This window comes from Nocardiopsis mangrovi (assembly GCF_042653925.1).
Classification (GTDB): Bacteria; Actinomycetota; Actinomycetes; order Streptosporangiales; family Streptosporangiaceae; genus Nocardiopsis_B; species Nocardiopsis_B mangrovi.
Window position 1 is genome coordinate 162132 of record NZ_JBHSFQ010000008.1, and the last position, 25909, is coordinate 188040.

Here is a 25909-nt window from a genome sequence, read left to right on the forward strand (position 1 = left end):
CGCGGGCCGGCCGCCGGCGCGATGGCCGTTCCCCGTGCTAGAGCTGGCTGCGGATCGCGGGGTCGGTGATCTTCGTGTCGTCGGCGAGCAGCAGCGCCTTGCTGAGGATGACCGACAGCATCCGGTCGCCCTCGAACGGCAGATAGGTGCCGGGGGCACCGGCGGTCGCGCCGCCCGGGACGATGCACAGGTACCGGTCGCCCTGGTCCATCAGGACGTTTCCGGAGCCCAGGTGGATCTTGTAGGTGTGCAGCTCCCCCGTGACGTGCAGGAAGCGGTCCTCCACGCGGCAGCGGTCGCCGACGGCCAGCCGCGGCAGCAGGCGTGCCAGCAGGTCGCGCCGCGTCCGGGCGGTCTCGCTCAGCGATCCGGTGCTGTAGGAGGACCAGTATCGCCGGTAGCGCCCCTCGGGGCCGCCGTCCCGCCACTCGGGGTCGTTTCCGACGCTGGTGACGCCGACGAACAGGTCCACATCCCGCAGGACCTCGCTGAGCACCCGGGGCGCTATGTCCTCCAGCGGCAGCGGCTCCGCCCTCACCGGACCGTGCATGGAGAATCCGCGGTCGTCCGAGGTGCCGGACAGGTTCTGCGGGGCGTCGATCGGATAGAAGCGCACCTGGTCGGCGGCCAGCAGCTCGTAGGCACCCGAATCCGCGGTCGGGGCGTCCTCGGTGGCGCCCTCACCCCGGACCCAGTACTCGGCGCGTATCCGCCACTCGGGCAGTTCGCGAACGGCGGGCGGATAGTAGTGGTCGTGGTGGCAGATGCGGAGGTCCGCGTCGTGCCAGCCGCGTTCGGCCGCCAGTGAGCGGAACGCGTACTGGCGCAGGATGTGCCCGGCGAAGCGGTCGGAGTAGGTGGCGGTACGCCGTTCCGCGTCGGTGAGCAGGTAGACCTCGCGGTGGCCTGCTTGAAGGGCTGGGTGACGCGTTCCCGCTCCAGTCGCTCCCGCCAGGCCGTCACCTCTTCGACGGGGCGGCCCACCGGGTGCCACAGCCGCACGGTGCCCTCCGCCGCCACCGGCTCGCCCGCCATGTCGAGCGCCGGCACCGCTTCGCGGCCGCCCGATGTCGTCTCATCCGCGCATATCAGTAGCGTCACGCTGTGAGGCTAGAGCCGAACACCGACATGCGCCCCCTGACGCGGGCCCCACGTGGGGTACGGCCGGCGGCCCCCGCCGCCCCGCCGCCCTCAACTGTCCCGATGCGGCTCGCCCCTACGGCCGGTAGCGGACAGGGCCGATCCCCGCCCGCCGCACCCCATCCGCCCGCCCTTGTCCCACAACGCGCGACGACGTGCGCGGACATGCCGACCATCGGGTTTCCGCACCGCGCCGACCGGCGAGGACCTGGTGTGCCCCCAGCGCAGGAGGGAGGACTCCCATGGACGAGACCTTGCCCTACTTCCCGTTCTCGGCCCGCGGCGACGTCGTGAGTCCGGAGTGCCGCCGGCTGCAGCAGACGCGTCCCATCGCCCGCGTGCGCACCGCTTCGGCCGAGGCGTGGCTCATCACGGGCCACACGATGGCCGTCCGGGCGCTGGAGGACGGGCGCCTGGCCCCGGCGCGCGGAGCCGATCCCCAGGGAGCCGCGGAGACGTTCGGAATGGCCGCGGACACGGTCTCCTCGATGGAGGCCATCGCCCGCGCCGGGTTGCGCAAGGAGTTCGTGCGCGCCATCGCGCCTCCGCGGCTGGCCGAGCTCGAACCCTGGGCGCGCGCGGCCGCGCGGTCCATGCTCGACGAGGTCGCCGCGTCCCCGCCGCCCGCGGACCTGTACTCCCGCTACGCGCGGAGGTTCCCGATCGCCGTGAGCTGCCGCCTGATCGGGATGCCGCTCGCCGAAGGGGAGCGCCTCGCGGAGCTGTCCGAAGGCGTGATGTCGATCCACCGGCGCGACGTCGGCGACTACCTGGCCGACTGGCAGCGGCTGCGCGACTACTTCAGCGCCCTGCTGGAGCGCCCGGACCTGCCCGACGGTGTCGCCCGCGGCTATCGCGACGGCAACGCGGCACGCCCTCAGGCGGACCGTGTCGATGCGACGCGGCTCGCCGACGCGCTCGCCTGGTTCTTCGAATCCAGCCACGTCAGCGCCACCAGCGTGCTGGCCAACACCTTCGTGACCGTGCTCGACCGGCCCGGGACGCTGGAGGGCTTCCGGCGGGATCCCGGCGCGATCCCCGCGGTGAGCGAAGAGGCGCTGCGCCACTCCCTGTTCCTGCACGGTGCGCTCCAGCGCGTCGCCGGGCAGGACATGGAGCTGGGCGGCCTCACGATACGCGCCGGCGACCTCGTGCTGATCAGCGCCGACATGGCCAACCGCGACCCGGCGGCCTTCCCCCGCCCCGACCGCTTCGACCCGCGCCGCGACACCAAGGGCCATCTGGCGTTCGGCCACGGCGCGGGCAGCTGCCCCGGCAGCGCGCTGGGCAGGCTGATGCTGAGGGTCGCCATCGCGGAGCTCGCCGAGCGGTTCCCCCGGATGCGCCTGGCGGTCGCGCGCACGCGGCTCGCGTGGCGCGACGACCTCATGAACCGCAAGCCCACCCGCATCCCGGTGCGATGGTGAGCGGGGGCGGCGGCCGGCGAGGGGCCCGATGGCGTCGGGCCGTCGCCGACGCGCTCGCGGCCCCGGCCGGGAAGGGGCGGGCCGAAGGCCGTCGGGCGTCCCCGGCGATCAGCCCGCCTCCACCCGCTCCGGCCGCCGGCCCGCCCGGCTCAGGCGGCGTCCCGGGCGTCGCGGGCGAACACCTCGATCAGGCTGGTGAAGCTGTCGCCGGCCCTCCCTTGTTCCATGCCGCGGCGGAAGACCGCCAGGACGGCCTCGGGCAGCGCCGCGTCCACGCCCGCGTCGCGCGCGGTGTGCACGACGTGGTCGACGCTCGCCGTTCCCATGGCCAGCCGGTCGACGTCGCCGGCGTGGTCGCCCGCGTCGATCCTCGGGGCGTAGAACTCCAGAAAGCCGGGGACCGAGGCCGCCGTGGCCGAGAGGTGCGGCAGGAGCTCCCGCGCCGGGATCCCATTGGCGCGGGCGACGGCCAGGCTGTGCAGATGGCTGAGCATGGACGTCCAGAAGGTGTCCATCTGCAACTGGTAGTACAGCGCCGCCAGGCCGGGGTCGGCGCCCAGGTAGTCGGCCGCCGTGAGGACTTCGAGGGTGTCCCGGTGGGCGTCGAAGACCTCCCGCGGACCGCTGTAGAAGGTCGCCGACCCCGGTACGCCGATGCCCGAGGGAGACGCCTGGACTCCGCCGGTCAGCTGGCGGGCGCCGTGGCGCCGCGCCCACTCCGCCGCCTTGCGGGCTTCGCCCGGGGTGTCGGAGCTGAGGTTGACGAGGACGCGGCCGGCCAGGGCGTCCGCGGCCGGCCCGAGGACGTCGTACATCGCGGCGTAGTCGGTGAGGCTGAGGACGACCGGCTCGCCGGCCCTCAGCGCCTCGGCGGCGGTGGCGGCGCGGACGGCTCCGCGGGCGACGGCTTCGTCGGCCCGCGACGGGGTCCTGTTCCACACCGTGACGCGGTGCCCGCGGTCCAGGAACGCGTTCGCCATGGCCCGGCCCATGGGTCCCAGGCCGATGACGGTCACTGCCTGCTGAGTCATGACTGACCCCTTCTAGAACGAACGATCTATTCAGAGGGGAACCTAGCACGCTTCTAGAACGAACGCTCTATCCGGTAGGCTGCGGGGGTGACCACCGGTACTGAACAGCGGGCCCCGGCGGCGGGCGGCGCAGCCCTCGGCACCCGCGAGCGGATCGTCCGGGCGACCTCGCGCCTCATGCAGCGGCAGGGCTATGACGCGACCGGGATCAAGCAGATCTCCCGCGCGGCCGATGCCACCCTCGGCTCGATCTACCACTTCTTCCCCGGCGGCAAGGAGGAGCTGGCCACGGCCGCGATCCGCCACGGCGAGCAGGAGTTCGCCGACCTCCTGCGGTCATCGCTGGCCGCCGACCCCGACCCCGCGCGCGCGGTCGTGGCCTGCACCCGCGAACTCGCCGCGGGGCTGCGCGACTCCGGCTGGCTCGACGGCTGCCCCGTCACCGCCACCGCCCTGGGCGCCGTCGACCGCACCCCCGATATCCAGCGGGCCGTCGCCGAGGCGTTCGGGCGCTGGCGCGCGGTGGTCGCCGACAAGCTCCGCGGCGCGGGCATCGCCGACGGCGACGCCCGCGACCTCGCCTCGACCGTGATCAGCACACTCGAGGGCGCCGAACTCGCCGCCCAGGTGGCGAAGGACGAGGAACCCCTCTACGTCGCGGGGCGCCACCTCGCCCGGCTCATCGACTCCTACCGATAGCGCGGGGCCCGGCGGCAGCGGCCGCCGGGCCCGATGTGCGGTGGTGGAACGCTCCTTCAGACCGCGTCGGCCAGCTCCTGGAGCAGCCGCCGCCGGGAGCGGGCGCCGACCAGGGACGCCACCGGCCGCCCGTCGCGGAAGAGCACCAGGGTGGGCAGCGCCAGCACGCCGTAGTCGACCGGGGTCCGGGGGTTGGCGTCGGCGTCGATCTGCACGATCGCGAGCCGGCCGCCCAGCTCCTCGGCGACGGCGCCCAGCACCGGCGCGAGCCGGCGGCACGAGGGGCACCAGTCGGCCGTGAACACCACCAGCACCGGAACCTCCGCGGCGAGCACCTCGTCGGTGAACGTGGCGTCGGTGACCTCGCCCACGCCGGCCGTTGTGATCATCGTGGTCCTCCCAGGTTGCATCGTGGTTCGGGTGCGCCCGGCACGTCCGTTGCGGCGCGCAGCAGCTGGGCCTCCACCTGCGCGCGCACCGCCCGCAGCCGGTCGATCAGCGCGTCGAGTTCGACGAGCTTGCCGCGGTAGACGTCCAGCGAGTCCGGACAGGAGTCCCCGGCCGGGTGCCCCGCCCGCAGGCACTCCACGAAGGGCCGGGTCTCCTCCAGGCCGAACCCGAAGTCCTGGAGCGTGCGGATCTGCTCCACGAGCCGGAGGTCGTCGTCGCCGTAGACGCGGTAGCCGTTGACCGCGCGGCGGCCGGGCAGGAGTCCGCGGGACTCGTAGTACCGCAGGGTCCGGGTGCTGACACCCGCCCGTTCCGCCAGTTCGCCGATGCGCATGGGACCGACGTTAGACCTTGACGCCCAGGTCAAGGCAAGGGAGACCGCCAGGCCGGCGCCGGCTTGGAGGGCGCGCCGCCCGGGGCTAGCGGTTCGCGCGCCGGATGCCGCGCTGGACGAGTCCGCGGACGCCCGGGACCAGGATGGCCCGGATCGTCATCTCGCTCATGAACACGTGGGCGCGGCTGGGCGGGGCGAAGCGGTGCATCCCCGTGCGGGCGAGCGCCTGCCGCTTGCGGACCTCGGGGCGCAGCCCCTCCTCCCACCCGGCCAGCGCAGCGGGGACGTCGGAGCCGTGCCGTTCCAGGGCGGCGCCGAGCCGGTCGGCTCCGCTGAGCGCGAGGGCGGCGCCGTACCCGGCGAACAGTGTGACGCACCAGGCCGCGTCGCCCAGCAGCACGACCCGGCCGTCGCTCCACCGGTCCATGGCGATCTGGCTGACGGAGTCGAAGTACGCCGCGGCCGGATCGGCGGCCAGGCGGCGCAGCGCATGGGGGACGCCTCCGCCGAGGTCGCCGAACGCCGCCGCGAGGGCGCGGCCGGGCCCCCGTTCCAGCTCGGCCCCCGCGTCGCCGGTGCGGTAGGTGAAGAACGCCGAGGACCGGTCCGGTCCCAGGCTGATGATCGCCGCGGTGCGCCCGGGTCCGATGAACGTGGTGCCGGACCCCTCCGCCACCCCCTCGGGGACCCCGCCGAGCGGGAACGCGCCCACGACGTGCTGGAGGTCGACGCGGAACCCGGTCTCGGGGCCGAACACGGCCGCGCGGACGCCGGAGTGCAGGCCGTCGGCGCCGATGAGGAGGGCGGCGCGCTCGGTGGTGCCGTCGCTGAGGCCGACGCGGACCTCGGCCGTGCTCTGCTCGACGTCGGCGACGGTGGTGCCGAACCGGATCTCGACGGTGTCGCGCACGGCCTCGTAGAGCGCGGATTCGAGGTCGCCGCGGAAGACGGTGAGCGCCCGCTTGCCCACCGCGGCCTCGGCGATCTCGGGCGGGACGGTGAACTTCGGCCGTCCGTCGGCCCGGACCATGACCGTGGTGAACACGCCGAGGTCGCGGCCTGTCAGCGCGGGGAGGATGCCGAGGCCCTCGGCGGCGTCGTACCCCCATCCGACCAGGTTCACCATGTAGCCGCTGCTGCGCCGCGCGGGGGCGCGCTCGACCACGATCGGCTCCCATCCGGCGCGGTGCAGCCGCAGCGCCGCCGCCAGGCCGGCGATACCGGCGCCGACGATCACCGCCCGCTTCCGGCCGGCACTCCCGCCGCCACCGCGCCGCGCACCGTTGTCGATACCTGTCACCGCAACCCCCGAACCGAACCGGAAACCTGGAATGAGCAAACGCTCATAGAGTATGAGCAGTTGCTCATTCTTTGGCAAACCGGACCGCGTGCCCCTGGTCCCGGCCGCGCCCGCCGCCCACCAGGCGCCTAGACTGCCTGACATGCCACGCGGAGTCGCCATCCCCGAGCTCAGGCAGCAGCTGTTCTCGGCCACCGAGCGGGTGATCGTCCGCGATGGACCCGGCGGTCTCACCGGCCGGGCCCTCACGCGCGAGGCGGGCGTCGCCACCGGGCTGCTCTACGCCCACTTCGCTGATATGGACGACTTCCTGGCCGCCTACGCGGTCGACCGCGCGTTCCAGATCTCCGCCGCGGCGGCGGCCCTGCCCGGGCGCGCGGGCACGCGGACGGTCGCCGCGAACCTGACCGGGGCCCTCACCTCGACACCGCCGGCCACCCTGGCCGCACTGGCCCGGCTGATGGCCGCCCGCCCCGGGCTGACCGGGCGCGTGCGCGCGGTCCTCGGCGACAGGACGGCCGGCCTTGAGGCGGTCGAGAGCGCGGCCGCCGCCTATCTCGAAGCCGAGCAGCGCCTGGGCCGCGTCCGCGCGGCCGCCGACCCCGGGTCCCTGGCGCTCGCCCTGGTCGGGGCGGTGCACCACCTCGTGCTCTCCGACACCGCGGAGCCCGCCGCACGCGCCCGCATCGGGCGGCTGGTCGCCGCCCTCACCGCCGACGCCGCGACCCCGGAACACCACCGGTGACCACCGCGGGCGGGAGCCGATGACGCGCCGCCGCACGACATGAGCAGGACGACGGGGACGGAGCGGTCATGGATCTGCACGGCGCGACCCGGCTCGCCGCACTCGCCCACACGGGGCAGGTCGACCAGGCGGGGCGGCCCTATATCGAGCACGTGACGGCAGTGCGCGACCTGTTGGCCGGGCACGGCGAGCACGCGCAGATGGCCGGTGTCCTGCACGACATCGTGGAGGACACCGGCGTCACGGTCGACGACCTGCGCCTGTGGGGGATCCCCGAGGACGTGGTGTCCGCGGTGGCGGCGGTGACCAAGCGCCCCGGCGAGCCCTACGACGAAGCCGTCCGGCGCGCCGCCGCCGACCCCCTGGGCCGGCTGGTCAAGCTGGCGGACAACGCCCACAATTCCGACGAGTCCCGGCTGGCGCTCCTCCCACGGGAGAAGGCGGCCCGCCTGCGCACGAAGTACGCCCGGGCCCGGGCGGTGCTGTCGGCGTGACGGCCGAGGAGTTCCTGTCGGCGCGCCTGGACGAGGACGAGCGCGTGGCCCGGGCCGCCACCGGTGAGCGGTGGCAGGTGTGGGACTACATCGAGCCCGAGGTGGTGACCGTCGCGCCCGATGGCGGGGAGCAGGCGATCGCCGGGTCGCGGTGGGTACGCGGCCCATGGGTCGTGCGCGACGGCCACCGGACCCGGACCGGAGGCGGCGAGGAGCCGATCGCCCCGGAGGACGCCGCCCACATCGCCCGCCACCACCCGGCCCGCGCGCTGGCCGAGGCCGCGGCCAAGCGGGCGGTCCTCGACGCCTTCGCGTCCGGCGATCCGGAGGTGTACCGCACCGTTGTACTCCGCTTCGCCTCCGCATACGCCCACCACCCCGACTTCGACCCCGCTTGGCGGTCCTGACCGGCCACCGCAGCGGCGGCGCTCGCGCCGCGCGTCCGGGGCCGGGGCGGCCTGATCGCCTTGGGGATCGACGGTCGCATCCGGCCCGTCTCGCGCGATCCGGCCGCCCCGTGCCGCGCCGAAACGCTCGACCTGGCCGGGTCGCCGGACCTGGAAGAGGCGGAGAGCCGCCGCACCGCGGTTCGGCGCGCACGGGCCGCCGTGGCCGCCGGGACCTGCACGGGCCACCCGGGCGGTGTCGACGGTCATGCCGCACGGGCCGCGCGCCCCGCGCATGAGGCGGCCCGAGCGCTCGCCGCGGGCGCGTTCCCGGGGAATCAGCGGAACCCGTACCGTGACCGTGGTACTCATACCGGCATAGTTATTGGATCCCCCCGCGTGGAGGCCGGCATGGTCGAGTTGAAGTCCCCCGCCGAGATCGTGAAGATCCGCGCGGCCGGGCGTATCGTCGCGCGCGCCCTGGACGAGGTGCGGGCGCACGCCGCACCCGGGGCGCGCGTGCGCGACCTGGACGACATCGCGACCAAGGTGGTCACCGACGCCGGCGCGGACCCGCTGTTCCTCGGCCACCGCAGCGGCCCCGGACTGCCGCCCTTCCCCGGCACCGTCTGCGCCAGCGTCAACGACGCCGTCGTGCACGGAATCCCCACCGACCGGCGCCTGGCCGACGGCGACGTGGTGAGCATCGACTGCGGGGCCCGACTGCACGGCTGGTGCGCCGACGCGGCGGTCACCTTCACCGTGGGCACCCCCGACCCCGACGACGAGGCGCTGATCGACGCGACCCGCCGGGCACTGGACGCCGGCATCGCCGCGGCACGGGTCGGGGCGCGCCTCGGCGACATCGGCCACGCGATCGCCGGGGTGGCCCGCCGCGAGGGGTACGGCATGACCGCCGACCACGGCGGCCACGGGATCGGGCGGATGATGCACGAGGCCCCGCACGTCCCCAACGAGAGCCCGGCCGGACGCGGGATCCCCCTGCGCGCGGGCCTGGTCCTGGCCCTGGAGCCCATGCTCACCCGCGGGGGCGACGGCTACCGCCTGGACCGGGACGGCTGGACGGTCTACACCGCCGACGGCAGCCGCGCCGCCCACGCCGAGCACACGGTGGCGATCACCGAGGACGGCCCGCTGGTGCTCACGGCGGTGTAGCGCGCCGGTGGACGGCCGCGGTGTCCGCGCGAAGCCCCGTGCCCGCGCCGCGTGGGAACGGACACGACCGCGCGTCACGTAAGGTAGCCTCTCGACTACTCAAAGTCATAGAGTGCTTACCCGAGGGGGAATCATGCGTATCCGTGAACGCGTCGCCATCCTGATCTCCGGCGTCGCCGCCGCCGTCGCGGGCACCGCCGCGCTGGCGGGCCCGTCGCACGCCGCGTCGGCCAACCTCGCCCCGGTCCTGGAGACCGTCACCGGACTCCTGGGCATCACGAGCGACCGCGCCGCCAAGAGCGACGTCACCCCGGTCGACTGGAGCCGCTGACCGTGCTCCGCCGTCACACGAGCCGCCCCGGCGACGGGGCGGCTCCCCCTTCCCCCCGCCGGCACGAAGCGGTGAACGGCTTCGAGGTCCTGGACAAGGTCGCCGCGCTGCCGATCTCCACCTGGCGCTACGACTCCGAACCCGATCACGTGCGCCACCTGGGCCCCATGGCCCAGGATTTCCACGCCGCCTTCGGGTTCGGGCAGGGCGACACCGCCATTCCGGTGGTCGACGCCAGCGGGGTCGCCCTGGTGTCGATCCAGGCCCTGTACCGCCTGGTCGGCGAGCTGGAAGCCGACGTCGCCCGGCTCCGCGCCGAAATCGGCACCCTCCGCGGCGGCGACTCCGCCACCGGCTGACCTGCCCCAAGGCGCCGCCCCGGACGGCTCAGGGCTTCAGCGCCGCGACCGCCCCGATCGCGGTGTCGATGTCGGTGTGCGACACGAAGTAGTGCGGCGAGGCCCGCACCACCGTCTCCAGCCCGCGCCGCGCCATGTCGATCCGGGTGGTGGCCGCCGAGCTGACCGTCACGGCGATCCCGCGCTCGCGCAGTGCCGCGGCCGCGTCGGGAGCCGGCACCCCGGCGCGGGTGAATGTGACGATGCCGCCGTGCTCGCGGCCGATGTCGCGCACGGCCACCCCCGGGATCTCGGCCAGCCCCGAGCGCAGCCGCGCGGCGCGGTCGGCCACCGCCGCCGCGATTTCCGCGATCCCCAGGTCCAGGGCGTAGCGGGCGGCGGCGATCAGCCCCAGGCGCTCGGCCGCCCCGAACTCCCACAGCTGGTAGGCGCGGGCATCGCCGCGCAGCCGGTAGGTCCCGGCGCTCTCCCACTCCGCCCCGGAGTGGTCGATGAGCCGGGGCCACAACCGGTGGGCCGAGGCGCGGCGCACGGCCAGGAAGCCGGTCCCCCGCGGCCCGCGCAGCCACTTGCGGCCGGTCCCCGAGAGCATGTCCACGCCCAGTTCCTCCATGCGCACGGGGAGCTGGCCGACCGACTGGCAGGCGTCGAGCAGCACCAGCGCGCCGGCGTCGTGCGCGGCCTCGGCGGCCTCGCGCACGGGGTTGACCAGGCCGCTGTTGGTCGGCACGTGCACCAGGGAGACGAGCGCGACACGCTCATCGAGCATCGCCCGCAGGGCCGGCACCGACAGCGCGCCGTCGCCGTCGGACGGCACCGTCTCGACGGTGGTGCCGTTGCGTTCGGCCAGCCGCAGCAGCGCCACGGCATTGGCGCCGTATTCGACCTCGCTGATGAGCACCCGGTCGCCGGGCGCCAGGGGGACGGAGTCGAGCAGGGACAGCCAGGACCGGGTGGCGCTGTCGGTGAAGGCGACCTCGTCGGGGGCGCAGCCGAGCAGGTCGGCGAGGACCGCGTGGCCCCCCTCGATGTCGTCCGCGCGCTCCCCTGCCGCCCGGTAGCCGCCGACGCGTGCCTCGCGGCGCAGGTGGCCGATGACCTCCTCCAGGACGGGGCCGGGCGGCAGCGAGGAGCCGGCGCTGTCCAGGAAGACCTGGTCGCGGCAGCCGGGGGTGTCGGCGCGGAGCGCATCGAGGTCGAGCACATGTCCTCCCGGAGGATCGGTGCCGCCCGCCGCGACGGGCGGCACCGCAAGGGAAGGGCCCGGCCGCCGCGCGGGGTGATCGCCGGGAGGTTACCCGGCGGGTGCCGCGCGTAAGCGGCCGTCCGCACCCGCAGCCGCGTCACCATGCCGGAGGGGTCGGGCCGTCGCGATGCCCCGATCCGCCGTCGCTAGGTGATCGGGAGTGCTCCGGCCCGCCCGCCGTCGTCCCCCGCCTGCCGCAGTGTGCGGTGCAGGAGTTCCGTCAGGAAGGCGGTCGGCTGGGCGCCGGACGCCCGGTATGTCCCGCCGAACAGAAAGGTCGGCACGCCGGTGCCCCCGCGCGCCGAGCGGCGTCCGGGTCGGCGGGGAACTCGCCGCGCACATGCGGGGGCTGGTCGGCTGGATCGCGGCGCGCTCCCCCGACATCACCGCGGCGCAGGAGCGCTACGACGCCGCGGGCTGAACCCGCCGCGCGCTCAGCCCGCGGCGGGCTCGGCCAGCCAGGCGTCGATGCCGCGGCGCAGGCGCTCGCGGATGGGCTCGGGGGCGAAGGAGGCGTCGGCTCCGGCGCGCGCGAGATCGGCGAGGACGGCGTCGTCGTAGCCGAAGACCTCGCGCAGCAGCGCGTACTCGCGCGTGAGCGTGGTGGCCACGATGGCCGGGACGTCGGTGTTCACCGTGACGGCGAGCCCGGCCGCGCGCAGCCGCGGCAGCGGGTGGGCTTCGAGGGAGTCGGCGAACCCCAGGGCGACGTTGGACGACGGGCACACCTCCAGGGGGATGCCCCGTTCACGCACCTCCGCGACCAGGTCCGGGTCGTCCAGCACGCGGATGCCGTGCCCCAGCCGCTCGGTGCGCCCGGGCCCGATGGCCTCGCGGATGCTGTCGGGACCGCACGCCTCGCCCGCGTGGTGCACCAGGCGCACGCCGCGCTCGGCGGCCTCGTCCACCACCGCCGTGAAGGGCGCCAGGGGATAGGACTCCTCCCCCGCCATCCCCATTGCGGCCACCCCGTCGCCGGCGTAGCGCACGGCCAGGTCGAGGGTGCGGCGGGCGCGCTCGACCGAGCGGCGGCGCGAGTGGTCGAGCAGCACCCGGTACTCGATCCCGTGGGCGGCCCGCCCCTCCTCCAAGCCCAGCAGGACCGCTTCCAGCGGCATTTCCGGTCGGCCGAGCCGGTCGCCGTGGGAGGCGGCGGTGAACGTCACCTCGGTGTAGCGGGTTCCCTGGGCCGCCTCGTCGGCGCAGAACTCGCGGGCGATGCGGGTGAAGTCCTCGGGCCGTTGCAGGCACGCGCGGACCAGCGCGTTGTAGTCGGCGAACGCGCGGAAGCCCGCGAACGCCGCCGCGCGGCCGCCCTCGGGCGGAGCGGGGACCTCGACACCGTTGTCCCGTGCGATCTCGCGCAGGGTCTCCCACCGCACCGTGCTCTCCAGGTGGACGTGCAGGTGGGCCTTTGGCAACCGGATGATGTCGCGCACGATCGATCAGCCTAGACGCGTTGCAACGGGCACGCACGGGGATTTTCCGTCCGCGGCCCGGCGCGGGCCCCGGCCTGCGGACGGACCCCGCCGGGAGGCGGTGCCGCGAGGCGGGGCCGGGCGGCCCCCGGGAAGTACAGGCGGGTGCCGGCCCTCCGCCATCGCCGCTACCGCTCCGCTCCGTCGATCTCGCGGGCGCGGTCGAGCTCCAGAACCCGGTTGAGGCGCCCGGTGAGCCGGGCCGCGGCGACGCGGGGCAGCACCCGTCCGGCCCACGTCATCGGCCTGGTGACCGCCCGCCCCGGGTAGGCGTTGACGGCACCCCGGTCGTAGGCCTTCAGGGTCGCGGCGGCGACGGCCTGCGGGGCGTCGGCGAACGACGGCTTCAGTTCGGCGGTGGTGCCGTCGAAGAACCCGGTGGCGGTGGCTCCGGGGTGCGCCGCCATGACCCGGACGCCCGTGTCGCGCAGCTCCTCGGCGAGCGCCTCGGTGAACGACAGCACGAACGCCTTCGTCGCCGCGTAGCTGGCCTGGTACGGCATCGGCTGGAAGGCGGCGGTGGACGCCACGTTGATGATCCCGCCGCGCCCACGCGCCGCCATGCGGCCGCCGAGCACATGGGTCAGGCGCATCAGCGCGGTGACGTTGAGGTCGACCGAGTCCTCATGGCGCCGGAGCGAGGAGGTCAGGAACGGGCCGACGGCGCCGGAACCCGCGTTGTTGACCAGGAGGTCGACCGTGAGGTCCCGGCGGTCCAGCTCCGCGACCAGCCCCTCCACCCCGCCGGGCGCGGCGAGGTCGGCCGCCACGGTCGTGGCGTCGGCCTGGTGGGACCGGGCGATGTCGTCGGCCACCCGGCGCAGCGCGTCGCCGGAGCGTGCCACGAGCACCGGATGCGCCCCTCGGCGTGCGAGTTCGTGGGCGTAGGCCGCGCCGATCCCCTTCGACGCGCCGGTGACGAGTGCGGTGATGCCGCGATAGCTCTTCATGGGATGTCGCTTTCTAAGACGGTGGGCACGGCCGGCCACGGCACGCGAAGGCGCCGGCCGTTGCGGACGGGTGTGGGGGCGGGGCCCGGATCCGGGCAGGTGGGAATGGCGTGCGTTCGAGGGACATAGGAATAGTTCGAACCTCGAAGTTATTTTTCACCGTAACAGATTCGAGCCTCGAAGCGAACTGCTAGTCTTCGGGCATGACGGACCAGTCTCTTGAGACGGTGGTGCGGGCCGGCCACGAGGTCGCCATGCTGACCAGCGACCGGATCACCGGGGCGCTCGACCGACTCGGGCTCACGCATTCGACCGCTCAGGCACTGTGGGCGATCGACCCCGAACGGCCCGCGCCCTCCATGAAGGTGCTGGCCGACCGGCTGTACTGCAACGCGCCCAACCTCAGCTTCATCGTCAACCAGCTGACCGAGCGCGGCTTCGTCACGCGCGACGTGGCGCCCGGAGACCGGCGCTCACGGGTCGTCGTCCTCACCGACGAGGGCCGGCGCGCACGCGAGCGCGTCATCCGCGCGGTCCTGGACGCGAGCCCGTTCGCCGGCTGCGACCCCGACGAACTGGCCCTCCTCGCCGGCATCCTCCAGCGGATATTGGGCCACGGCGAGGGGCAGGCCGACACTCCGCGGCGCTGAGCCGATCAGCCGGCCGTCGCGGCGGCGACGACGGCGCCGGTCGCGGTGGCGGCGATCGCGGCGGCGGAGTCCCGGTTCCGGTCCACGCGTGCGGCACGGCCGGCCCCGTCGGGGCGCTCCGGAGCGATGGCGGCGGCCGTGACGGCATCAGGGGCGCGGCACGGGTGTGGGGGCCGCGGACAGCGCGCGCGACCCCCCTCGCATCAGGTCCAGCCGTAGCGCTCGCGCAGGATGGCGGCCACGGCCTGGAAGCGTTCGAGGTCCAGCACGGCGCCCTCGCGCCGGATGTCGTTCTCGTCGAGTTCGAACAGGCGGTCCAGCGCGAGGTAGGAGTTGCGCCCGCTGGAGTCCCACGGCCCCGAGCCCAGCTCGATCCAGTCGTGCTCCTCCCGATCATCGGGCTCGCGGCTGGAGAGCATCAGCGCGTGCAGCATGCCGCGGGCGGCGCCCACGACCAGGAGCGGGCGGTCCTTGCCCTGTGCCGGGTCCTCTTCGAACGGGACCCAGGTCCAGACGACCTCGCCGGCGTCGGCCCGGCCGTCGCGGTCGGGGGCGTAGACCAGCCTGGTCGCATGGCGGCCGGTCGGGACCTCGCGGATGGCGCCGCGGTGGGGGTGGACGTCTTCGGTTCCTCGTCGTTCTCGCACGCGGGGAGCCTAGCGCACCCGCCGGGGCCGCCCCTCCGGCGGCGGGCGGGCGGAAAATCCGACATGTTCCGCGCCGGTTCCTGCTATCCATGGGTCTCGGTGCAAGGGCGGATCCGCCCTCCGATGCCGACCGGAGGCGGCCCCGCCTCCCCGACCGAGAACCGAAGGTGGCCCCATGTCCCCGACCGTCCCCGACGAACGCCCGCCGTCCTGCGGCGACATCGTCGGCCTGCTCGCCGAGTCCGACCGGCGGGCGGCCTTCGCCGCCCTCGTCCTCGGAGCGGCGACCCCCCGCGAGATCGCCGACGCGGCGGGGCTGCGGCCCGCTGCCGCCGCCTCCGCCCTGCACAAGCTGACAGCGGGAGGACTGGCCGCCTTCGACGAGGGGGCGCGGGCCCACGTCCTCGTCGAGGACGCGTTCCGCAGGGCCGTCGCGGCGGACGTGCGCGTCTCGGGCCGCAGGACCGGGGACGGCGCGGGCGCCTACTTCCGGCGGGGCCGCCTCACGGCGATCCCGGGCGACCCGGCGGTGCGCGCCCGCGTGCTGGAGGTCGTCGCCGAGGTGTTCGCGGCGGGCGAGACCTACTCCGAGCCCAAGGTCAACGCGCTGTGCGCGGAGTGGCTGGACGACTGGGTCAGCCTGCGCCGGGCGCTGGTCGACCACGGGCTCCTGCGCCGCGACGCCACGGGCACCGCCTACGAGTGCACCTGAGAGGGCCCGCGACCGCGTGCGGCGCGGGCACCGCGAACAGCCGGAATCACGCCGTGGCCCCCAACGGGGGCGAACTGTAGAGTTCCGGTCGGTCGGTCGGTCAGTCGGTCGGTCGGCTTCGAGCCGGGGCGCCGGACGGCCGACCCGGGTGCGGGCAGGGGTGGAGCATGGCCGGTTCGGACGACGGCGGAGAGGTCCGCAGATACCGGGCGCCGGTCGCGATGTCCGTGTTCGTCACCGTCTTCTTCGGGGGCGGCGCCGTCGCGGTACTGGGACCGCTCTTCACCGCCGACATGCCCCTGGCCCTCGCGCTCGCGCTGACCGCGCTGGTGGCGCCGCCGGCCGGCCTCACGATGGTGGTCTTCTGGCGGAGTTCGACCACCGCCGGCCCCGACGCGGTCGTCGTCCGCAGGCTCCGCGCCCGGCGGACAGCCTGGCAGGACGTCCAGGCCATCGAGATCGAGAACGGCCCGGCCCGTGCGGCCGCCGCCGGTACGCGCGGCAGGGAGCGGCCCGGCGGGATCGTCGTGGTGTACGACCGCGGCGGCGGTACGACCACCCTGCCCCACGTCGGCTACGGACGCGGGGGGTCGGTGAGCGAGGAGGCGGCCGCCCTGCGCCGGATGTGGGAGCGGCGGCGCGGTCCGGACTGGCGGCCGCTGCCCGTGGCCGAGGCGGCGATGGCGAAGGCGGAGGCGCGGAAGCGGAGGGGCGGTGCCATCAGGGCGGCGGCCACGCGTGCCCGGGCGGCGGCGCTGGTGACGATCCTGGTGCAGATGGCCGTCATCCTGGTCGCGGTGCTCACCGGAGCGGTCGACGAGCGGACGTCCATCCCCGGCGGGTGGATCGCCCTGGTGTCCGCGGGCCCGGTCCTGCTGGTGTTCGCGACCGTCTTCCTGGTCTCCCTCGCCCGCCACCGGCGCCGGTAGGCCCCGCCGCGACACCCGGCCCGGGACGCGCGGTGCGGCGGCCGAAAACCGCTTCCGGTCCCGGAGCCCATCTGCCAGGGTGTGGCCCATGCCTGTTTCCCGCCGTGACCTATTGCGCTGGCAGTTCGACTTCACCTGGTCGCTGTTCGAATACCACCTGGACCGCCTGGAGCCGGCGGACGCCCTGTGGGAGCCCGCCCCCGTCCACTGGACGGTGCGGCGGAACGAGGACGGGACGTGGACGCCCGACTTCGAGGAGACCGAGCCCGACCCCGTTCCGGTGCCGACGATCGGCTGGATCACCTGGCACATCGGCTGGTGGTGGTCGGTGGCCCTGGACCACCTCCAGGGGCGCACGCCGCGCGACCGCACCGAGATCACATGGCCGGGCGACGGCCCGGCGGCCATCGAGTGGCTGCGGGGCCTGCGCGACGAGTGGCTCTCGGTGCTCGACGGGATCACCGACGCCGACCTCGACGCCCCCGCGCCGTTCCCATGGCAGGGCGACCCGGAGATGACCGTCGCCCACACGCTGGCCTGGGCCAACGCCGAGCTGATGAAGAACGCCACGGAGATCGGCCAGCTCCGGATGGTGCGCGCCGCCTCGGCGGGTCAGGCGTGACCGGCCGAACTCCCGTGTGACGACCTCCGCTCAGGCGCCCGCGCCGCGCTTCTCCGGGGTGGCCTCCGGCGGCGCGGACGCCCAGGCCACCTCGGCACCGTCGCGGGTGCTCCATCCGCAGACGCGGCGGCAGGTCGGCACCCCGGTAGACCGGCCGCAGCACGACCAGCCGCCACGCCGCCGGCGGCGAGAGCAGGTAGAGCAGGAGCAGGGTCGCCGTGGACTGGTCGCCGCGCCGCACGGTGCCCTCGCCGGGGCGGGTGCGCGACCTGTTCGACACCGGCAGCGGGACGGCACCTGCCAGCGGATCGGCCGCCCATCGACGAATGGTCGCGAATGGCCGGACAGCGTCGGTGTGTGAGCTCCTTCGAAGTCCACGCGTTCTGCCGTCAGCCGAGACCATCGCGTCCGCGATGGCATGTACGCCAGGATCGCCACATGCGGCCGGTCTTCGTTCTCGTGCACAGTCCGTCGGTAGGTCCCTCGACATGGCGCCCCGTTGCCGAACAGCTGACGTCGGCGGGACACCGGGTACGGGTGCCGTCCCTGCTGCACATCGGCACCGGCGCCGCGCCCTTCTGGCCCCGCGTCGTCAGTGCCGTCCGCGACCGCCTCCGGCAGGTCCCGGCCGGCAGCCCCGTCACGCTCGTGGCACACAGCAACGCGGGCGTGTTCCTCCCGGCGATCCGCTCGGGCCTCGACCATCCGGTCGCCGGCTCGATCTTCGTCGACGCCGCGCTGCCGGCCCGGACCGGACCGACCCCTGTCGTCTCACCCGAACTGCTGGAGTCCCTCCGGCCGATGGCCGTCAACGGCAGGCTGCCGCGCTGGAGCGACTGGTGGGACGAGGCGGACGTCGCCGCCCTGCTCCCCGATCCGGCGATGCGGCGGATGGTCGTCGAGGAGCAGCCCACCCTGCCGCTGTCCTACTACGAGCAGCACGTCCCGGTCCCCAATGGCTGGGACGACCACCCCTGCTCCTACGTGCTGTTCGGCCCTCCCTATGACCGCCTCGCCGCCGAGGCACGCGGACGCGGCTGGCGTGTGGCGCACCTGCCCGGCGCCCACCTCCACCAGATCGTCGATCCCGCCGGCACGGCCCGGCACCTCGGCGAACTCGCCGCTACGACCTGATCCACTTCGGATGTACGGCCTCAGAGCGCTGTTGGACGAGTGAGGCCGCGTGGCCGGATGCGGCAGGACCCTCCTAGCGGTAGCCGGTGGCGTCGGCCGGCTTGCCCGCGCGTTCCACCTCGGGGATGTAGCGCCAGGCGTCGGGGCGGGAGCCGTCGGTGTCGGTGAACCCGTACACCTGGGCGAGCTGCCCGCTGGACAGCGTCCGCCCCGACCACCGCGCCACCTCGGTGTCGGAGGCGAGGGCGGCGACGGCCCGACCGACGTAGGCGGGCGATTCCGAGATGCAGAAGTGCGGCTCCGCCGAAAGGGCGTCCCGCCAGTTCTGCTCGGTCACCCCGAAGAGTTCGAGCATCGCCTCCGACCGCAGCCAGCCCGGGGTGAGCGCCACGGCGGTGCCGCCCAGCGGGCGCAGCTCCTCGGCCTGTGCCAGCGCCATGCGCTGCACCGACACCTTGACAAGGTCGTAGAAGAAGCCGGCGTCGGCGCGGTAGTCGGCGTTGAACTCGGCGGTGCCGTCTGTCATCTCCACGACCAGCCCGCCCGGTGTGCGGTTGAGCAAATGCAGGGCGGCATTGCTGGTGATCGCATGGGTGTCGATGCCCAGCCGCAGCATCCGCAGCCCGTCCTCGATGGGGAAGTCCCACAGCTTCCGGTGGAATTCGAGGTAGACGTCGCCGCCCCAGATGTCGTTGACCAGGACGTCGAGCCGGCCGTGGTCGGCGTCGATCCGCTCGACCAGGGCCCGCACATCGCCCGGCACCAGGTGGTCGACCGCGACCGCGATGCCCTCTCCCCCGGCCGCGGTCACCAGCTCCGCGGTCTCCTCGATGGTCTCGGGGCGGTTCATCTCGGACCGCCGTTCGCGCGTGGTGCGCCCCGTCGCGTAGACCGTGGCGCCCGCGCGTCCCAATTCGACGGCGATCGCCCGGCCTGCTCCCCTGGTGGCCCCTGCCACCAGCGCGACCCTGCCCTTGAGGCTGTCCCGCATCACGTGCTTCCCCCTGCTTTCCATGGTCCGTCCGTTGATCGTCGCCACCGTTCTACGGCCCGCACCTGCCATCTCCTGTCACCTTTCCGCGGTGTGTTCCGCCGCATCGGACCCGGAGGGCGGACGCCGGGAGATGGATGCCTGACGGATAATCCGCGACGGTCCTGGTTGCTACGCTGGCGCCATGACCGCAATGGCACCGCACCGCACCGAGCCGGACCTGTCCTTCCTGCTGGACCACACCGGCCACGTCCTCCGGTCCAAGATGGCGGCGGCGCTCGCCGAGATCGGCCTGACGGCACGCATGCACTGCGTGCTCGTCCACGCGCTGGAGGAGGAGCGCACGCAGATCCAGCTCGCCGAGATCGGCGACATGGACAAGACCACGATGGTGGTGACGGTGGACGCCCTGGAGAAGGCGGGCCTGGCCGAGCGCCGCCCCTCCAGCACCGACCGACGGGCCCGGATCATCGCGGTCACGGAGAAGGGAGCCGAGGTCGCCGGGCGGAGCCAGGAGATCGTCGACCGCGTGCACGCCGACGCGGTGGGGTCACTCCCCCCTGATGAGCGCGCGGTCCTCCTCAGTGCGTTGAACCGACTGGTCAGCGGACACCTGGCGGTACCGGTCGAGAGCCCGCAGCCGGTGCGGCGCGCTCGACAGCGGGAAAAGTAGATCCAAGAGAAATCATCTACAACAAAACTATCTGCTAAGGTCTTGCTGTTGTCGCAATCAGCAGGGAGACCTCATGTCCGCCACGTCCATCCCGTCCGCACCCCCGGCCCCCGCGCGGCCCCTCTCGCCCGCGGCCCGCCGGACCGCCCTCGGCGTGATCGCCACGGCTGCGCTGATGACGATCCTCGACGGCAGCATCGTGACCGTCGCGATGCCCGCCATCCAGAACGACCTCGGCTTCTCCCCCGCCGGCCTCAGCTGGGTCGTCAACGCCTACCTGATCGCCTTCGGCAGCCTGCTCTTACTCTCCGGGCGGATCGGCGACCTGATCGGCCGCAAGCGGATGTTCCTGCTCGGCACCGTCGTGTTCACCGCCGCCTCCGTCCTCGCCGGGGCCGCCGCCTCCCCGGCGATGCTCATCGCCGCGCGCTTCCTGCAAGGGGCCGGCAGCGCGATGGCCTCGGCGGTCAGCCTGGGCATCCTGGTGACCCTGTTCACCGAGGCGCGGGAGCGGGCCGGCGCCATCGCCGTGTTCGCCTTCACCGGCTCCGCCGGCGCCTCCATCGGCCAGGTGCTGGGCGGCGTCCTCACCGACACCCTCGGCTGGCACTCGAATTTCCTGATCAACCTGCCCATCGGGATCGCCGTGCTCGCGGTCGCGGCCGTCGTGCTCCCGGCCGAGCGCGGGATCGGCCTCGCCGCAGGGGCCGACGTGGTCGGCGCCGCCCTGGTCACGGGCGGGCTCATGTCCGGGATCTACGCCGTTGTGCAGGTGTCGGAACAGGGCTCGACATCGCCCACGGCTCTTGCCTCCGGGGCCCTCGCCGCCGCCCTGCTCACCGGGTTCGCCGTCCGCCAGGCAACGGCGGCGACGCCGCTGGTGCCGCTGCGGATCTTCCGGTCGCGCAGCGTCTCGGGCGCCAACCTGGTCCAGATCCTGATGGTCGCCGCGCTGTTCTCGTTCCAGGTGCTGTTCGCGCTCTACCTCCAGCGGGTGGTGGGCTACGGCGCGGCGGCCACCGGGCTGGCGATGCTCCCGGCGGCGGTGTCCATCGGGGTGGTGTCCCTGGGCGTCTCGGCGCGGCTCAACACCCGGTTCGGCGAACGCAACGTGCTCCTCGCGGGCCTCGCGCTGCTGACGCTCCTCTTCGCCCTGCTCACCCGCGTTCCCGTCGACCCGGACTACCTGACCGACCTGTTCCCGGTGATGCTGCTGGCCGCGGGCTTCGGGCTGGCGATGCCCGCCCTGACCTCGCTGGGCATGTCCGACGCCGGGGAGGACGACGCCGGGCTGGTGTCCGGGCTGTTCAACACCACACAGCAGATCGGCATGGCCGTCGGTGTCGCCGTGCTGTCCACCCTGGCCGCAGCGCGCACCGACACCCTGCTCACCCGGGGCACCGCCGATGCAGAGGCGCTGACCAGCGGCTACCACCTGGCCTTCGCCATCGGCGCGGGGCTCCTGGCGACCGCGTTCGCGGTGGCGTTCACGGTCCTGCGACGACGAAGCTGACCCGGCACAGCATCGGCCCCGAGGGTCCTCCCTCGGGGCCGACGCTTGTACCCGCGAAAACTACAGCGAGTCGATATCGGCCAACAACGCCCGCCACTCGGTCGCGGGGAACGCCAGCGTGGCGCGCGCTCTGTTCCGCGAGTCGCGAACACGCGTTACGGCACCCTCGGCGACCTCCACGCAATCACCGTTGACATGACTGTATGTGGACTTGTGGAATTCATTCATTTGCGATCTCCTTGATTCGCTTAGCCGAATCATCCGGCGACATAGCACATGCTTGCAAGCGGTTCGCGGAGGCGCTGAACATCACCACCGAGTCCTCGTGATCAACGATCACGCCTCCCATAGCGTGTTCGAGGAACACGACCGGCAGTCGATCGGCGAAGCTGATGAGCCGGAACGCTCCGACCGCGGCTCCTAGGTACACGCCGTCCGGTAGTAGCTGCACGCACACCGATTGTGGCAGCTCTAGCAGGTGGGAGAGAGAGTCGGGGTCAATGTCATTGGCGGCACGGACCACCGATTCGGAGAGCACCGCGGTGATCAGCGGGCCTCCGGGACGGAGGAGAGCATGTCCACGCTCCATCCTCCGGGAAACCGCACTGCTGATTTCGTCCTCGGACATCGACGGTTTACCGATTCGATAAAGAGCCGATGCATATGTGGGGGGTTGAAGAACGGCTGGCAGAATCGTCGGCTGGGATATACGAATTTCCGTCGCCTTGTCCTCGACATTGGCGATGCGGCGCATCCAGTCCGGTTGGGTCGCACGCCGTCGTTCCTCCACCCACTTACGCATCAGCACGCCTTGGGCTCCGAGCGCCTCATCCAGAGCTTCGACCGCGTCGCCCTTAGGTAGACGCGCACCCGTCACAAGGGCCGATATCTGCGAACGGCTCCACCCGCAAGCATTGGCCAACTGGGTCTGATTCATCCCCGAAAGTTCGATTTGCGCCCTGAGTGCCTCTCCAAACGTACTCATGAAGCCAGTGTTGAGGACATGTCCACGGATTTTCAGGCTGTTCATGGAAAGTGACTGTTGTGTGACTCATATGGCACGTCGAGTCTTGCCAAATAAGGCTGAACTCGCAGAGCCCCCGCGACGAACTGTCGAAGAGCGTCCGGAGGTGCAGCCACCAGCGAACCCCATGGAGCTGATGACGTGGAGAATTTCACTGTCCCGATCACGGATGAATACTGCGAATTTCACCCTATTGCCGGACGGAGGTGATGGCGGTGTCCTACAGCCGCATCTTCCCCGGTTGGAACGAGCAGATCGGCCAGGCCCGGCGCTGGGTCGACAACGTCTTGGCCGCGCACGCCGCATTCCGCATCCCCGATGACACGGTCGCCGCGACCGTCCTCCTGGTCTCAGAGGCGGCGACCAATGCCGTCTCCCACACGGCCAGCGGGCGGGGCGGAGTGTTCACCCTCCGGCTGGAAATCGCCCCCGGCCGCATCGCGGTGGACGTCGATGACGAAGGCAAAGCGGAAGCGGTCCCCTTTCTGCGCCCCAACACCTTCATGTCCGAGCGCGGGCGCGGGATCGCCCTCATCGACCACTTCGCCCACGCCTGGCGCCCCCTCCCCGCCCCCCGCTCGGGGGTGACCTTCACGCTCCTCTACCCGGCAGTGGACCCGGCGCGACGGGGCGACCTCCCGAGTGGGTGAACGGCATCGGGTCGGCAGGGGGACTCACCGAGCCGCCGGCGGGTTTCCCGCCGACGGCTCGCCCACGGCCTCGCGATGTCCTCGCAGTCCAGACCGCGGGAAGGTTGCGCGAACGTCCCGCCCCGAGCAGAGTGACCCCGGAGCCTGTCCGGCGCCGGCATCCGACTTGACCATGCCGGTACGGCATGGTTTTCACTGTGAGTGGTCGGCGGGTCCATGCCGCCGTTTCCGAACAACAGAGTGAGGTGTCAATCGTGGCGTGGAGTACCCGTGAGATCGCCGAACTCGCCGGCACGAGCCTGCGGGCGGTACGCCATTACCATGAGGTCGGTCTGCTCGACGAGCCCCCGCGGCACGCCAACGGCTACAAGCAGTACGGCGTCGCCCACCTCGTCCGGGTGCTGCGCATCAAACGCCTCACCGACCTCGGGTTCTCCCTGGCCCAGATCGCCGACATGGGCGACGCCGACGACCACCCGAAGCAGGCCCTGCGCACCCTCGACACCGAACTCGCCGACACCATCGAACGGCTCCAGCGGGCCCGCCTCGAACTCAGCCTCATCCTGCACCAGTCCGCCCCGACCGACCTGCCGCCCGAGATCGCTTCGGCCGCCACCAATCCGGGGCTGTCCGACAGGGACCGCTCGATCTTCGTCGTCCTGGCCCGGGTCCTGGGCCCCAAGGGCCTCCAGTCCTACGCCGAGATGCTGGACGAACTCCCGGCCGACCCCGTGGCCGACGAATTCGACCTCCTGTCGGCCGATACCGACGAATCCACCCGCCAGGACATGGCCGAGCGCCTCGTTCCCTACTTCCGCGCACTCGACATCGAGCACCCCACGGTGCGGGACGCCGTCGACGACGCCCCGGGCGGAGCCCAGTTCGCCAAGCAGACCATGCACAAGGCCTTCACCGACGTCTTCAACCCCGCCCAGCTCGACGTCATCAGCCGCATGCGGCCCCTCCTGGACGCGTCGGCGTCCCCCACCGGCCACGCCTGACCGGCGCGGAGCATCGTAAGGGCCGACCGGGCTCGGCGGGTCGGCGTGCCGGTGGGTGGGAGCACCATCGAGCGGCCATTGCCGACACCTACACGCGGTGGATCGGGACCGAGGCATCGGCGCACGGGACTCGATCCGGACGCTCGCGCCGCCTCGACCCGCCTCTCCCGGCGCGGGATCAGAGTCGGCCGGAGGTGTGGGCGCTGCCCGGGAGGCCGTAGGCGGTGTCGCTGTCGTCGGCCATGACGTACTCCCCCGCCCGCAGGCTTTCGATCAGCTCGCGGGTCCACGCGATCCCGCCCGCGATGTCGGCGACCCACAGCTTGAAGAGTTCGTTGACGTGCAGCGGCAGGCCGGGGGATCCGGGGGTGCCCACCGCCGCCTCGACCTCCGCGCGCCCGGCCTCCAGAGCCGCGAGGCGGCGGGACAGCAGCTCGATCGCCTCGGCGCGCGGCAGAGCGGTCAGGAAGGCGAGCCCGGCCGACAGGAGGTCGCGGCGGGGGCCGGTGTCCGTGAGCGCCCCGCGCAGCAGGCGCAGGAACTCGGCGTCGCCATCAGCGGTGATGGCGTAGTCGGTTCGGCCGGGTGATTCGGGGGAGTCAGTGCCGGTCAGCAGCCCTTCCGTGGCGAGTCGGCGCAGTGCGTGGTAGATCGATCCCCACTTGACGTTGGCCCATTCATCGGCACCCCAGCCGACGAGCTCGCTGCGAACCAGGTATCCATGCGCCGAACGGTGCACTCGGACCACGCCGAGGACCAGCAGCCGCGTTGCCGACATCGTCACCTGAATTCCACCCGTGCGTCATGCTCGCCCCCAGGTTAACGGGCGTTCGGGCGCCGATGACCATTCGCTTCCACCGACCGCGGGTGGCCGGGGCGGTACGGGTGCTGCGGATTCCGGCGGCGCGCATTTCGGCAGGGTTGGCGGGGGATCGAGGACGCGAAGATCGAGGACGCCCAGTCGGCCGTGATGGACGAGAAAAATCCGTGACCGAGGGTGTCCATTCGCCTGCGCTACGCACGCATTCTCGCCTACCGTGAGGGTTTCAGGCGAACTACCCGCAATTAATCGTCCGCTCCGTCTGGAAGAGAATCCCCCTTTGTCCTCCGAACTGCCGGCGTCCGTGCGCTGGGTCCGCATCCTGCTCTACACCGCCGGCGGACTCACCCTCGTGATCGCCGCGGCCATGCTGATCCTCACCGGCGTCACCGCCTACGAACTCGGCTACAACCTCACGGTCTCGCTCCCGGGCATCGCCCAGATCCTGCTGGCCGCCTTCATCCGCCGCAACGGCCGCGTGATCTTCTGGTCGGTCCTGGCCCTGGAGACCCTGATCGGCCTCTACAGCCTGCTCACCCTCGGCGGCGACGGCCGCATCACCCAACTCATCCTGCCCGTCGCGACCCTGGTCCTGCTCCTGCGGCCCACCTCGCGCGCCTTCTTCCTCCGCTGACACTCGCATCGCCCAGGCCCCGGTCACCACCCGAGGTATCCCCCATGCTCCGACGCATCCACGACCCCGAACGCGGCGCCGGCTTCACCGAATACGCCGCCGTCGTCCTCCTCGTCGCCGCCATCGCGACCACGGTCGTCACCAGCGGCGTCTCCGGGCGCGTGTCATCAATGATCGCCTCGGCCATCGACTCCGTCGACAACGGCAGCGGCTCCCCGGGTGACGGCGGCGATGGGACCCCGGGTGAGGGTGGCGATCCGGGGAACCCGGATGGCCGGGAAGGCGTCCACAACCCGGACGGCGACGAGGACACCCAGGACGACGGTGACGACGGCCTGCCCCGGGTCACCCCCGTGAACTCCC

The 25909-nt window shown here is 73.0% G+C and carries 32 protein-coding genes and 2 pseudogenes; 20 read left to right on the forward strand and 14 right to left on the reverse strand.

Annotation, left to right across the window (positions count from 1 at the left end; translation table 11 throughout):
* Window positions 1-37 precede the first annotated feature (37 nt).
* On the reverse strand, window positions 38-550 hold the full coding sequence (locus ACFO4E_RS30165; protein WP_465263131.1) for a DUF7737 domain-containing protein: 513 nt from the start codon (window positions 548-550) through the stop codon (window positions 38-40).
* Window positions 551-844: 294 nt separating this feature from the next.
* Window positions 845-1035, reverse strand: a pseudogene (locus ACFO4E_RS30170) (DUF4132 domain-containing protein); the annotation flags it as partial.
* Window positions 1036-1382: 347 nt separating this feature from the next.
* Here ACFO4E_RS30170 and ACFO4E_RS11460 point away from each other — a divergent pair.
* Window positions 1383-2567 (forward strand): cytochrome P450, encoded by a 1185-nt coding sequence (locus ACFO4E_RS11460; protein WP_378573723.1) that lies wholly within the window; start codon window positions 1383-1385, stop codon window positions 2565-2567.
* Between the two features lie 149 nt (window positions 2568-2716).
* Here the strand turns inward: ACFO4E_RS11460 and ACFO4E_RS11465 are convergent, their stop codons facing one another.
* Entirely contained in the window at window positions 2717-3598 is an 882-nt protein-coding gene (locus ACFO4E_RS11465; protein WP_378573725.1) for an NAD(P)-dependent oxidoreductase, read from the reverse strand.
* Between the two features lie 87 nt (window positions 3599-3685).
* Between ACFO4E_RS11465 and ACFO4E_RS11470 the strand changes: the two genes are divergently transcribed.
* A complete protein-coding gene (locus ACFO4E_RS11470) occupies window positions 3686-4297 on the forward strand; it encodes a TetR/AcrR family transcriptional regulator (protein ID WP_378573727.1) in 612 nt (203 codons plus the stop codon).
* A gap of 56 nt (window positions 4298-4353) precedes the next feature.
* Here ACFO4E_RS11470 and ACFO4E_RS11475 read toward each other — a convergent pair whose 3' ends face one another.
* The 3 genes from ACFO4E_RS11475 to ACFO4E_RS11485 all read right to left on the reverse strand — a co-directional run bounded on the left by ACFO4E_RS11475 (window position 4354) and on the right by ACFO4E_RS11485 (window position 6318).
* The gene (locus tag ACFO4E_RS11475) at window positions 4354-4686 is read right to left on the reverse strand and encodes a thioredoxin family protein (RefSeq protein ID WP_378573729.1); all 333 of its coding nucleotides are present in this window, start codon (window positions 4684-4686) and stop codon (window positions 4354-4356) included.
* Window positions 4683-5081, reverse strand: a complete 399-nt coding sequence (locus tag ACFO4E_RS11480) for a MerR family transcriptional regulator (RefSeq protein ID WP_378573731.1) — start codon at window positions 5079-5081, stop codon at window positions 4683-4685. The genes ACFO4E_RS11475 and ACFO4E_RS11480 overlap by 4 nt, the downstream gene beginning before the upstream one ends.
* Window positions 5082-5166: 85 nt before the next feature.
* Entirely contained in the window at window positions 5167-6318 is a 1152-nt protein-coding gene (locus ACFO4E_RS11485) for an FAD-dependent monooxygenase (RefSeq protein ID WP_378573733.1), read from the reverse strand.
* A 205-nt stretch (window positions 6319-6523) separates the two neighbouring features.
* Here ACFO4E_RS11485 and ACFO4E_RS11490 point away from each other — a divergent pair, with 205 nt between their 5' ends.
* The 6 genes from ACFO4E_RS11490 to ACFO4E_RS11515 all read left to right on the forward strand — a co-directional run bounded on the left by ACFO4E_RS11490 (window position 6524) and on the right by ACFO4E_RS11515 (window position 9872).
* Window positions 6524-7126, forward strand: coding sequence for a TetR/AcrR family transcriptional regulator (locus ACFO4E_RS11490; RefSeq protein ID WP_378573735.1), 603 nt, complete (start codon window positions 6524-6526; stop codon window positions 7124-7126).
* Window positions 7127-7194: 68 nt separating this feature from the next.
* On the forward strand, window positions 7195-7620 hold the full coding sequence (locus ACFO4E_RS11495) for an HD domain-containing protein (RefSeq protein WP_378573737.1): 426 nt from the start codon (window positions 7195-7197) through the stop codon (window positions 7618-7620).
* Window positions 7617-8027 carry a DUF6221 family protein gene (locus ACFO4E_RS11500; RefSeq protein ID WP_378573739.1) on the forward strand — a complete coding sequence of 137 codons (411 nt, stop codon included), beginning with the start codon at window positions 7617-7619 and terminating at the stop codon, window positions 8025-8027. Before ACFO4E_RS11495 ends, ACFO4E_RS11500 begins: the two co-directional genes overlap by 4 nt.
* A gap of 390 nt (window positions 8028-8417) precedes the next feature.
* Complete coding sequence (map, locus tag ACFO4E_RS11505; RefSeq protein ID WP_378573741.1) at window positions 8418-9182, forward strand: type I methionyl aminopeptidase; 765 nt, start codon at window positions 8418-8420, stop codon at window positions 9180-9182.
* A 133-nt stretch (window positions 9183-9315) separates the two neighbouring features.
* Complete coding sequence (locus ACFO4E_RS11510) at window positions 9316-9513, forward strand: hypothetical protein (RefSeq protein WP_378573743.1); 198 nt, start codon at window positions 9316-9318, stop codon at window positions 9511-9513.
* A 71-nt stretch (window positions 9514-9584) separates the two neighbouring features.
* On the forward strand, window positions 9585-9872 hold the full coding sequence (locus ACFO4E_RS11515) for a tail fiber domain-containing protein (protein ID WP_378573745.1): 288 nt from the start codon (window positions 9585-9587) through the stop codon (window positions 9870-9872).
* Window positions 9873-9900: 28 nt separating this feature from the next.
* Here ACFO4E_RS11515 and ACFO4E_RS11520 read toward each other — a convergent pair whose 3' ends face one another.
* Window positions 9901-11076 (reverse strand): aminotransferase class V-fold PLP-dependent enzyme, encoded by a 1176-nt coding sequence (locus ACFO4E_RS11520; RefSeq protein ID WP_378573747.1) that lies wholly within the window; start codon window positions 11074-11076, stop codon window positions 9901-9903.
* Window positions 11077-11374: 298 nt separating this feature from the next.
* Here ACFO4E_RS11520 and ACFO4E_RS11525 point away from each other — a divergent pair, with 298 nt between their 5' ends.
* Window positions 11375-11539, forward strand: a complete 165-nt coding sequence (locus ACFO4E_RS11525) for a hypothetical protein (protein WP_378573749.1) — start codon at window positions 11375-11377, stop codon at window positions 11537-11539.
* A 13-nt stretch (window positions 11540-11552) separates the two neighbouring features.
* Here ACFO4E_RS11525 and add read toward each other — a convergent pair whose 3' ends face one another.
* Both add and ACFO4E_RS11535 read right to left on the reverse strand, forming a co-directional pair.
* The gene (gene add / locus ACFO4E_RS11530; RefSeq protein ID WP_378573751.1) at window positions 11553-12557 is read right to left on the reverse strand and encodes an adenosine deaminase; all 1005 of its coding nucleotides are present in this window, start codon (window positions 12555-12557) and stop codon (window positions 11553-11555) included.
* Window positions 12558-12724: 167 nt separating this feature from the next.
* A complete protein-coding gene (locus ACFO4E_RS11535) occupies window positions 12725-13546 on the reverse strand; it encodes an SDR family NAD(P)-dependent oxidoreductase (RefSeq protein WP_378573753.1) in 822 nt (273 codons plus the stop codon).
* A gap of 203 nt (window positions 13547-13749) precedes the next feature.
* On the opposite strand from ACFO4E_RS11535, the gene ACFO4E_RS11540 reads away from it, so the two are divergent.
* Window positions 13750-14196, forward strand: coding sequence for a MarR family winged helix-turn-helix transcriptional regulator (locus tag ACFO4E_RS11540; protein WP_378573755.1), 447 nt, complete (start codon window positions 13750-13752; stop codon window positions 14194-14196).
* 203 nt (window positions 14197-14399) lie between these two features.
* Here ACFO4E_RS11540 and ACFO4E_RS11545 read toward each other — a convergent pair whose 3' ends face one another.
* Window positions 14400-14843, reverse strand: coding sequence for a type II toxin-antitoxin system PemK/MazF family toxin (locus ACFO4E_RS11545; protein ID WP_378573757.1), 444 nt, complete (start codon window positions 14841-14843; stop codon window positions 14400-14402).
* A gap of 175 nt (window positions 14844-15018) precedes the next feature.
* Here ACFO4E_RS11545 and ACFO4E_RS11550 point away from each other — a divergent pair, with 175 nt between their 5' ends.
* The 4 genes from ACFO4E_RS11550 to ACFO4E_RS11565 all read left to right on the forward strand — a co-directional run bounded on the left by ACFO4E_RS11550 (window position 15019) and on the right by ACFO4E_RS11565 (window position 18240).
* Window positions 15019-15555, forward strand: coding sequence for a DUF2087 domain-containing protein (locus ACFO4E_RS11550; protein WP_378573759.1), 537 nt, complete (start codon window positions 15019-15021; stop codon window positions 15553-15555).
* Between the two features lie 167 nt (window positions 15556-15722).
* The gene (locus tag ACFO4E_RS11555; RefSeq protein WP_378573761.1) at window positions 15723-16484 is read left to right on the forward strand and encodes a hypothetical protein; all 762 of its coding nucleotides are present in this window, start codon (window positions 15723-15725) and stop codon (window positions 16482-16484) included.
* Window positions 16485-16572: 88 nt separating this feature from the next.
* Entirely contained in the window at window positions 16573-17106 is a 534-nt protein-coding gene (locus tag ACFO4E_RS11560) for a DinB family protein (protein WP_378573763.1), read from the forward strand.
* Between the two features lie 438 nt (window positions 17107-17544).
* Window positions 17545-18240 (forward strand): alpha/beta fold hydrolase, encoded by a 696-nt coding sequence (locus ACFO4E_RS11565; protein ID WP_378573765.1) that lies wholly within the window; start codon window positions 17545-17547, stop codon window positions 18238-18240.
* A 73-nt stretch (window positions 18241-18313) separates the two neighbouring features.
* Here ACFO4E_RS11565 and ACFO4E_RS11570 read toward each other — a convergent pair whose 3' ends face one another.
* The gene (locus ACFO4E_RS11570; protein WP_378573767.1) at window positions 18314-19231 is read right to left on the reverse strand and encodes an SDR family oxidoreductase; all 918 of its coding nucleotides are present in this window, start codon (window positions 19229-19231) and stop codon (window positions 18314-18316) included.
* A gap of 184 nt (window positions 19232-19415) precedes the next feature.
* Here ACFO4E_RS11570 and ACFO4E_RS11575 point away from each other — a divergent pair, with 184 nt between their 5' ends.
* A complete protein-coding gene (locus ACFO4E_RS11575; RefSeq protein ID WP_378573769.1) occupies window positions 19416-19904 on the forward strand; it encodes a MarR family winged helix-turn-helix transcriptional regulator in 489 nt (162 codons plus the stop codon).
* A 73-nt stretch (window positions 19905-19977) separates the two neighbouring features.
* Window positions 19978-21417: an MFS transporter gene (locus tag ACFO4E_RS11580; protein WP_378573771.1), complete on the forward strand. Its 1440-nt coding sequence runs from the start codon at window positions 19978-19980 to the stop codon at window positions 21415-21417.
* Window positions 21418-21477: 60 nt separating this feature from the next.
* On the opposite strand, the gene ACFO4E_RS11585 is transcribed toward ACFO4E_RS11580, so the two are convergent.
* Window positions 21478-21678, reverse strand: coding sequence for a DUF397 domain-containing protein (locus ACFO4E_RS11585; protein WP_378573773.1), 201 nt, complete (start codon window positions 21676-21678; stop codon window positions 21478-21480).
* On the reverse strand, window positions 21638-22447 hold the full coding sequence (locus tag ACFO4E_RS11590) for a helix-turn-helix domain-containing protein (RefSeq protein WP_378573775.1): 810 nt from the start codon (window positions 22445-22447) through the stop codon (window positions 21638-21640). The genes ACFO4E_RS11585 and ACFO4E_RS11590 overlap by 41 nt, the downstream gene beginning before the upstream one ends.
* 209 nt (window positions 22448-22656) lie before the next feature.
* Here ACFO4E_RS11590 and ACFO4E_RS11595 point away from each other — a divergent pair, with 209 nt between their 5' ends.
* Together ACFO4E_RS11595 and ACFO4E_RS11600 are read left to right on the forward strand one after the other, a co-directional pair.
* A complete protein-coding gene (locus ACFO4E_RS11595) occupies window positions 22657-23091 on the forward strand; it encodes an ATP-binding protein (protein ID WP_378573776.1) in 435 nt (144 codons plus the stop codon).
* A gap of 254 nt (window positions 23092-23345) precedes the next feature.
* Window positions 23346-24092, forward strand: coding sequence for a MerR family transcriptional regulator (locus tag ACFO4E_RS11600; RefSeq protein ID WP_378573778.1), 747 nt, complete (start codon window positions 23346-23348; stop codon window positions 24090-24092).
* Window positions 24093-24270: 178 nt separating this feature from the next.
* On the opposite strand, the gene ACFO4E_RS11605 is transcribed toward ACFO4E_RS11600, so the two are convergent.
* Window positions 24271-24870 carry a PadR family transcriptional regulator gene (locus tag ACFO4E_RS11605; RefSeq protein WP_378573790.1) on the reverse strand — a complete coding sequence of 200 codons (600 nt, stop codon included), beginning with the start codon at window positions 24868-24870 and terminating at the stop codon, window positions 24271-24273.
* A 322-nt stretch (window positions 24871-25192) separates the two neighbouring features.
* Between ACFO4E_RS11605 and ACFO4E_RS11610 the strand changes: the two genes are divergently transcribed.
* Entirely contained in the window at window positions 25193-25546 is a 354-nt protein-coding gene (locus ACFO4E_RS11610; RefSeq protein WP_378573780.1) for a hypothetical protein, read from the forward strand.
* A 44-nt stretch (window positions 25547-25590) separates the two neighbouring features.
* A pseudogene (locus ACFO4E_RS11615) lies at window positions 25591-25909 on the forward strand (hypothetical protein); the annotation flags it as partial.

Bases quoted from the DNA above. Each gene is read 5' to 3' on its own strand.
- ACFO4E_RS11565 (WP_378573765.1), top strand. From the start codon at position 17,545: ATGCGGCCGGTCTTCGTTCTCGTGCACAGTCCGTCGGTAGGTCCCTCG.
- ACFO4E_RS11555 (WP_378573761.1), top strand. From the start codon at position 15,723: ATGGCCGGTTCGGACGACGGCGGAGAGGTCCGCAGATACCGGGCGCCG.
- ACFO4E_RS11460 (WP_378573723.1), top strand. From the start codon at position 1,383: ATGGACGAGACCTTGCCCTACTTCCCGTTCTCGGCCCGCGGCGACGTC.
- ACFO4E_RS30165 (WP_465263131.1), bottom strand. From the start codon at position 550: ATGCACGGTCCGGTGAGGGCGGAGCCGCTGCCGCTGGAGGACATAGCG.
- ACFO4E_RS11525 (WP_378573749.1), top strand. From the start codon at position 11,375: ATGTCCCGCCGAACAGAAAGGTCGGCACGCCGGTGCCCCCGCGCGCCG.
- ACFO4E_RS11490 (WP_378573735.1), top strand. From the start codon at position 6,524: ATGCCACGCGGAGTCGCCATCCCCGAGCTCAGGCAGCAGCTGTTCTCG.
- ACFO4E_RS11590 (WP_378573775.1), bottom strand. From the start codon at position 22,447: ATGAACAGCCTGAAAATCCGTGGACATGTCCTCAACACTGGCTTCATG.
- ACFO4E_RS11495 (WP_378573737.1), top strand. From the start codon at position 7,195: ATGGATCTGCACGGCGCGACCCGGCTCGCCGCACTCGCCCACACGGGG.
- ACFO4E_RS11560 (WP_378573763.1), top strand. From the start codon at position 16,573: ATGCCTGTTTCCCGCCGTGACCTATTGCGCTGGCAGTTCGACTTCACC.
- ACFO4E_RS11575 (WP_378573769.1), top strand. From the start codon at position 19,416: ATGACCGCAATGGCACCGCACCGCACCGAGCCGGACCTGTCCTTCCTG.
- ACFO4E_RS11465 (WP_378573725.1), bottom strand. From the start codon at position 3,598: ATGACTCAGCAGGCAGTGACCGTCATCGGCCTGGGACCCATGGGCCGG.
- ACFO4E_RS11570 (WP_378573767.1), bottom strand. From the start codon at position 19,231: ATGCGGGACAGCCTCAAGGGCAGGGTCGCGCTGGTGGCAGGGGCCACC.
- ACFO4E_RS11475 (WP_378573729.1), bottom strand. From the start codon at position 4,686: ATGATCACAACGGCCGGCGTGGGCGAGGTCACCGACGCCACGTTCACC.
- ACFO4E_RS11540 (WP_378573755.1), top strand. From the start codon at position 13,750: ATGACGGACCAGTCTCTTGAGACGGTGGTGCGGGCCGGCCACGAGGTC.
- ACFO4E_RS11580 (WP_378573771.1), top strand. From the start codon at position 19,978: ATGTCCGCCACGTCCATCCCGTCCGCACCCCCGGCCCCCGCGCGGCCC.
- ACFO4E_RS11535 (WP_378573753.1), bottom strand. From the start codon at position 13,546: ATGAAGAGCTATCGCGGCATCACCGCACTCGTCACCGGCGCGTCGAAG.
- ACFO4E_RS11480 (WP_378573731.1), bottom strand. From the start codon at position 5,081: ATGCGCATCGGCGAACTGGCGGAACGGGCGGGTGTCAGCACCCGGACC.
- map (WP_378573741.1), top strand. From the start codon at position 8,418: ATGGTCGAGTTGAAGTCCCCCGCCGAGATCGTGAAGATCCGCGCGGCC.
- ACFO4E_RS11510 (WP_378573743.1), top strand. From the start codon at position 9,316: ATGCGTATCCGTGAACGCGTCGCCATCCTGATCTCCGGCGTCGCCGCC.
- ACFO4E_RS11585 (WP_378573773.1), bottom strand. From the start codon at position 21,678: ATGATTCGGCTAAGCGAATCAAGGAGATCGCAAATGAATGAATTCCAC.
- ACFO4E_RS11605 (WP_378573790.1), bottom strand. From the start codon at position 24,870: ATGTCGGCAACGCGGCTGCTGGTCCTCGGCGTGGTCCGAGTGCACCGT.
- ACFO4E_RS11550 (WP_378573759.1), top strand. From the start codon at position 15,019: ATGTCCCCGACCGTCCCCGACGAACGCCCGCCGTCCTGCGGCGACATC.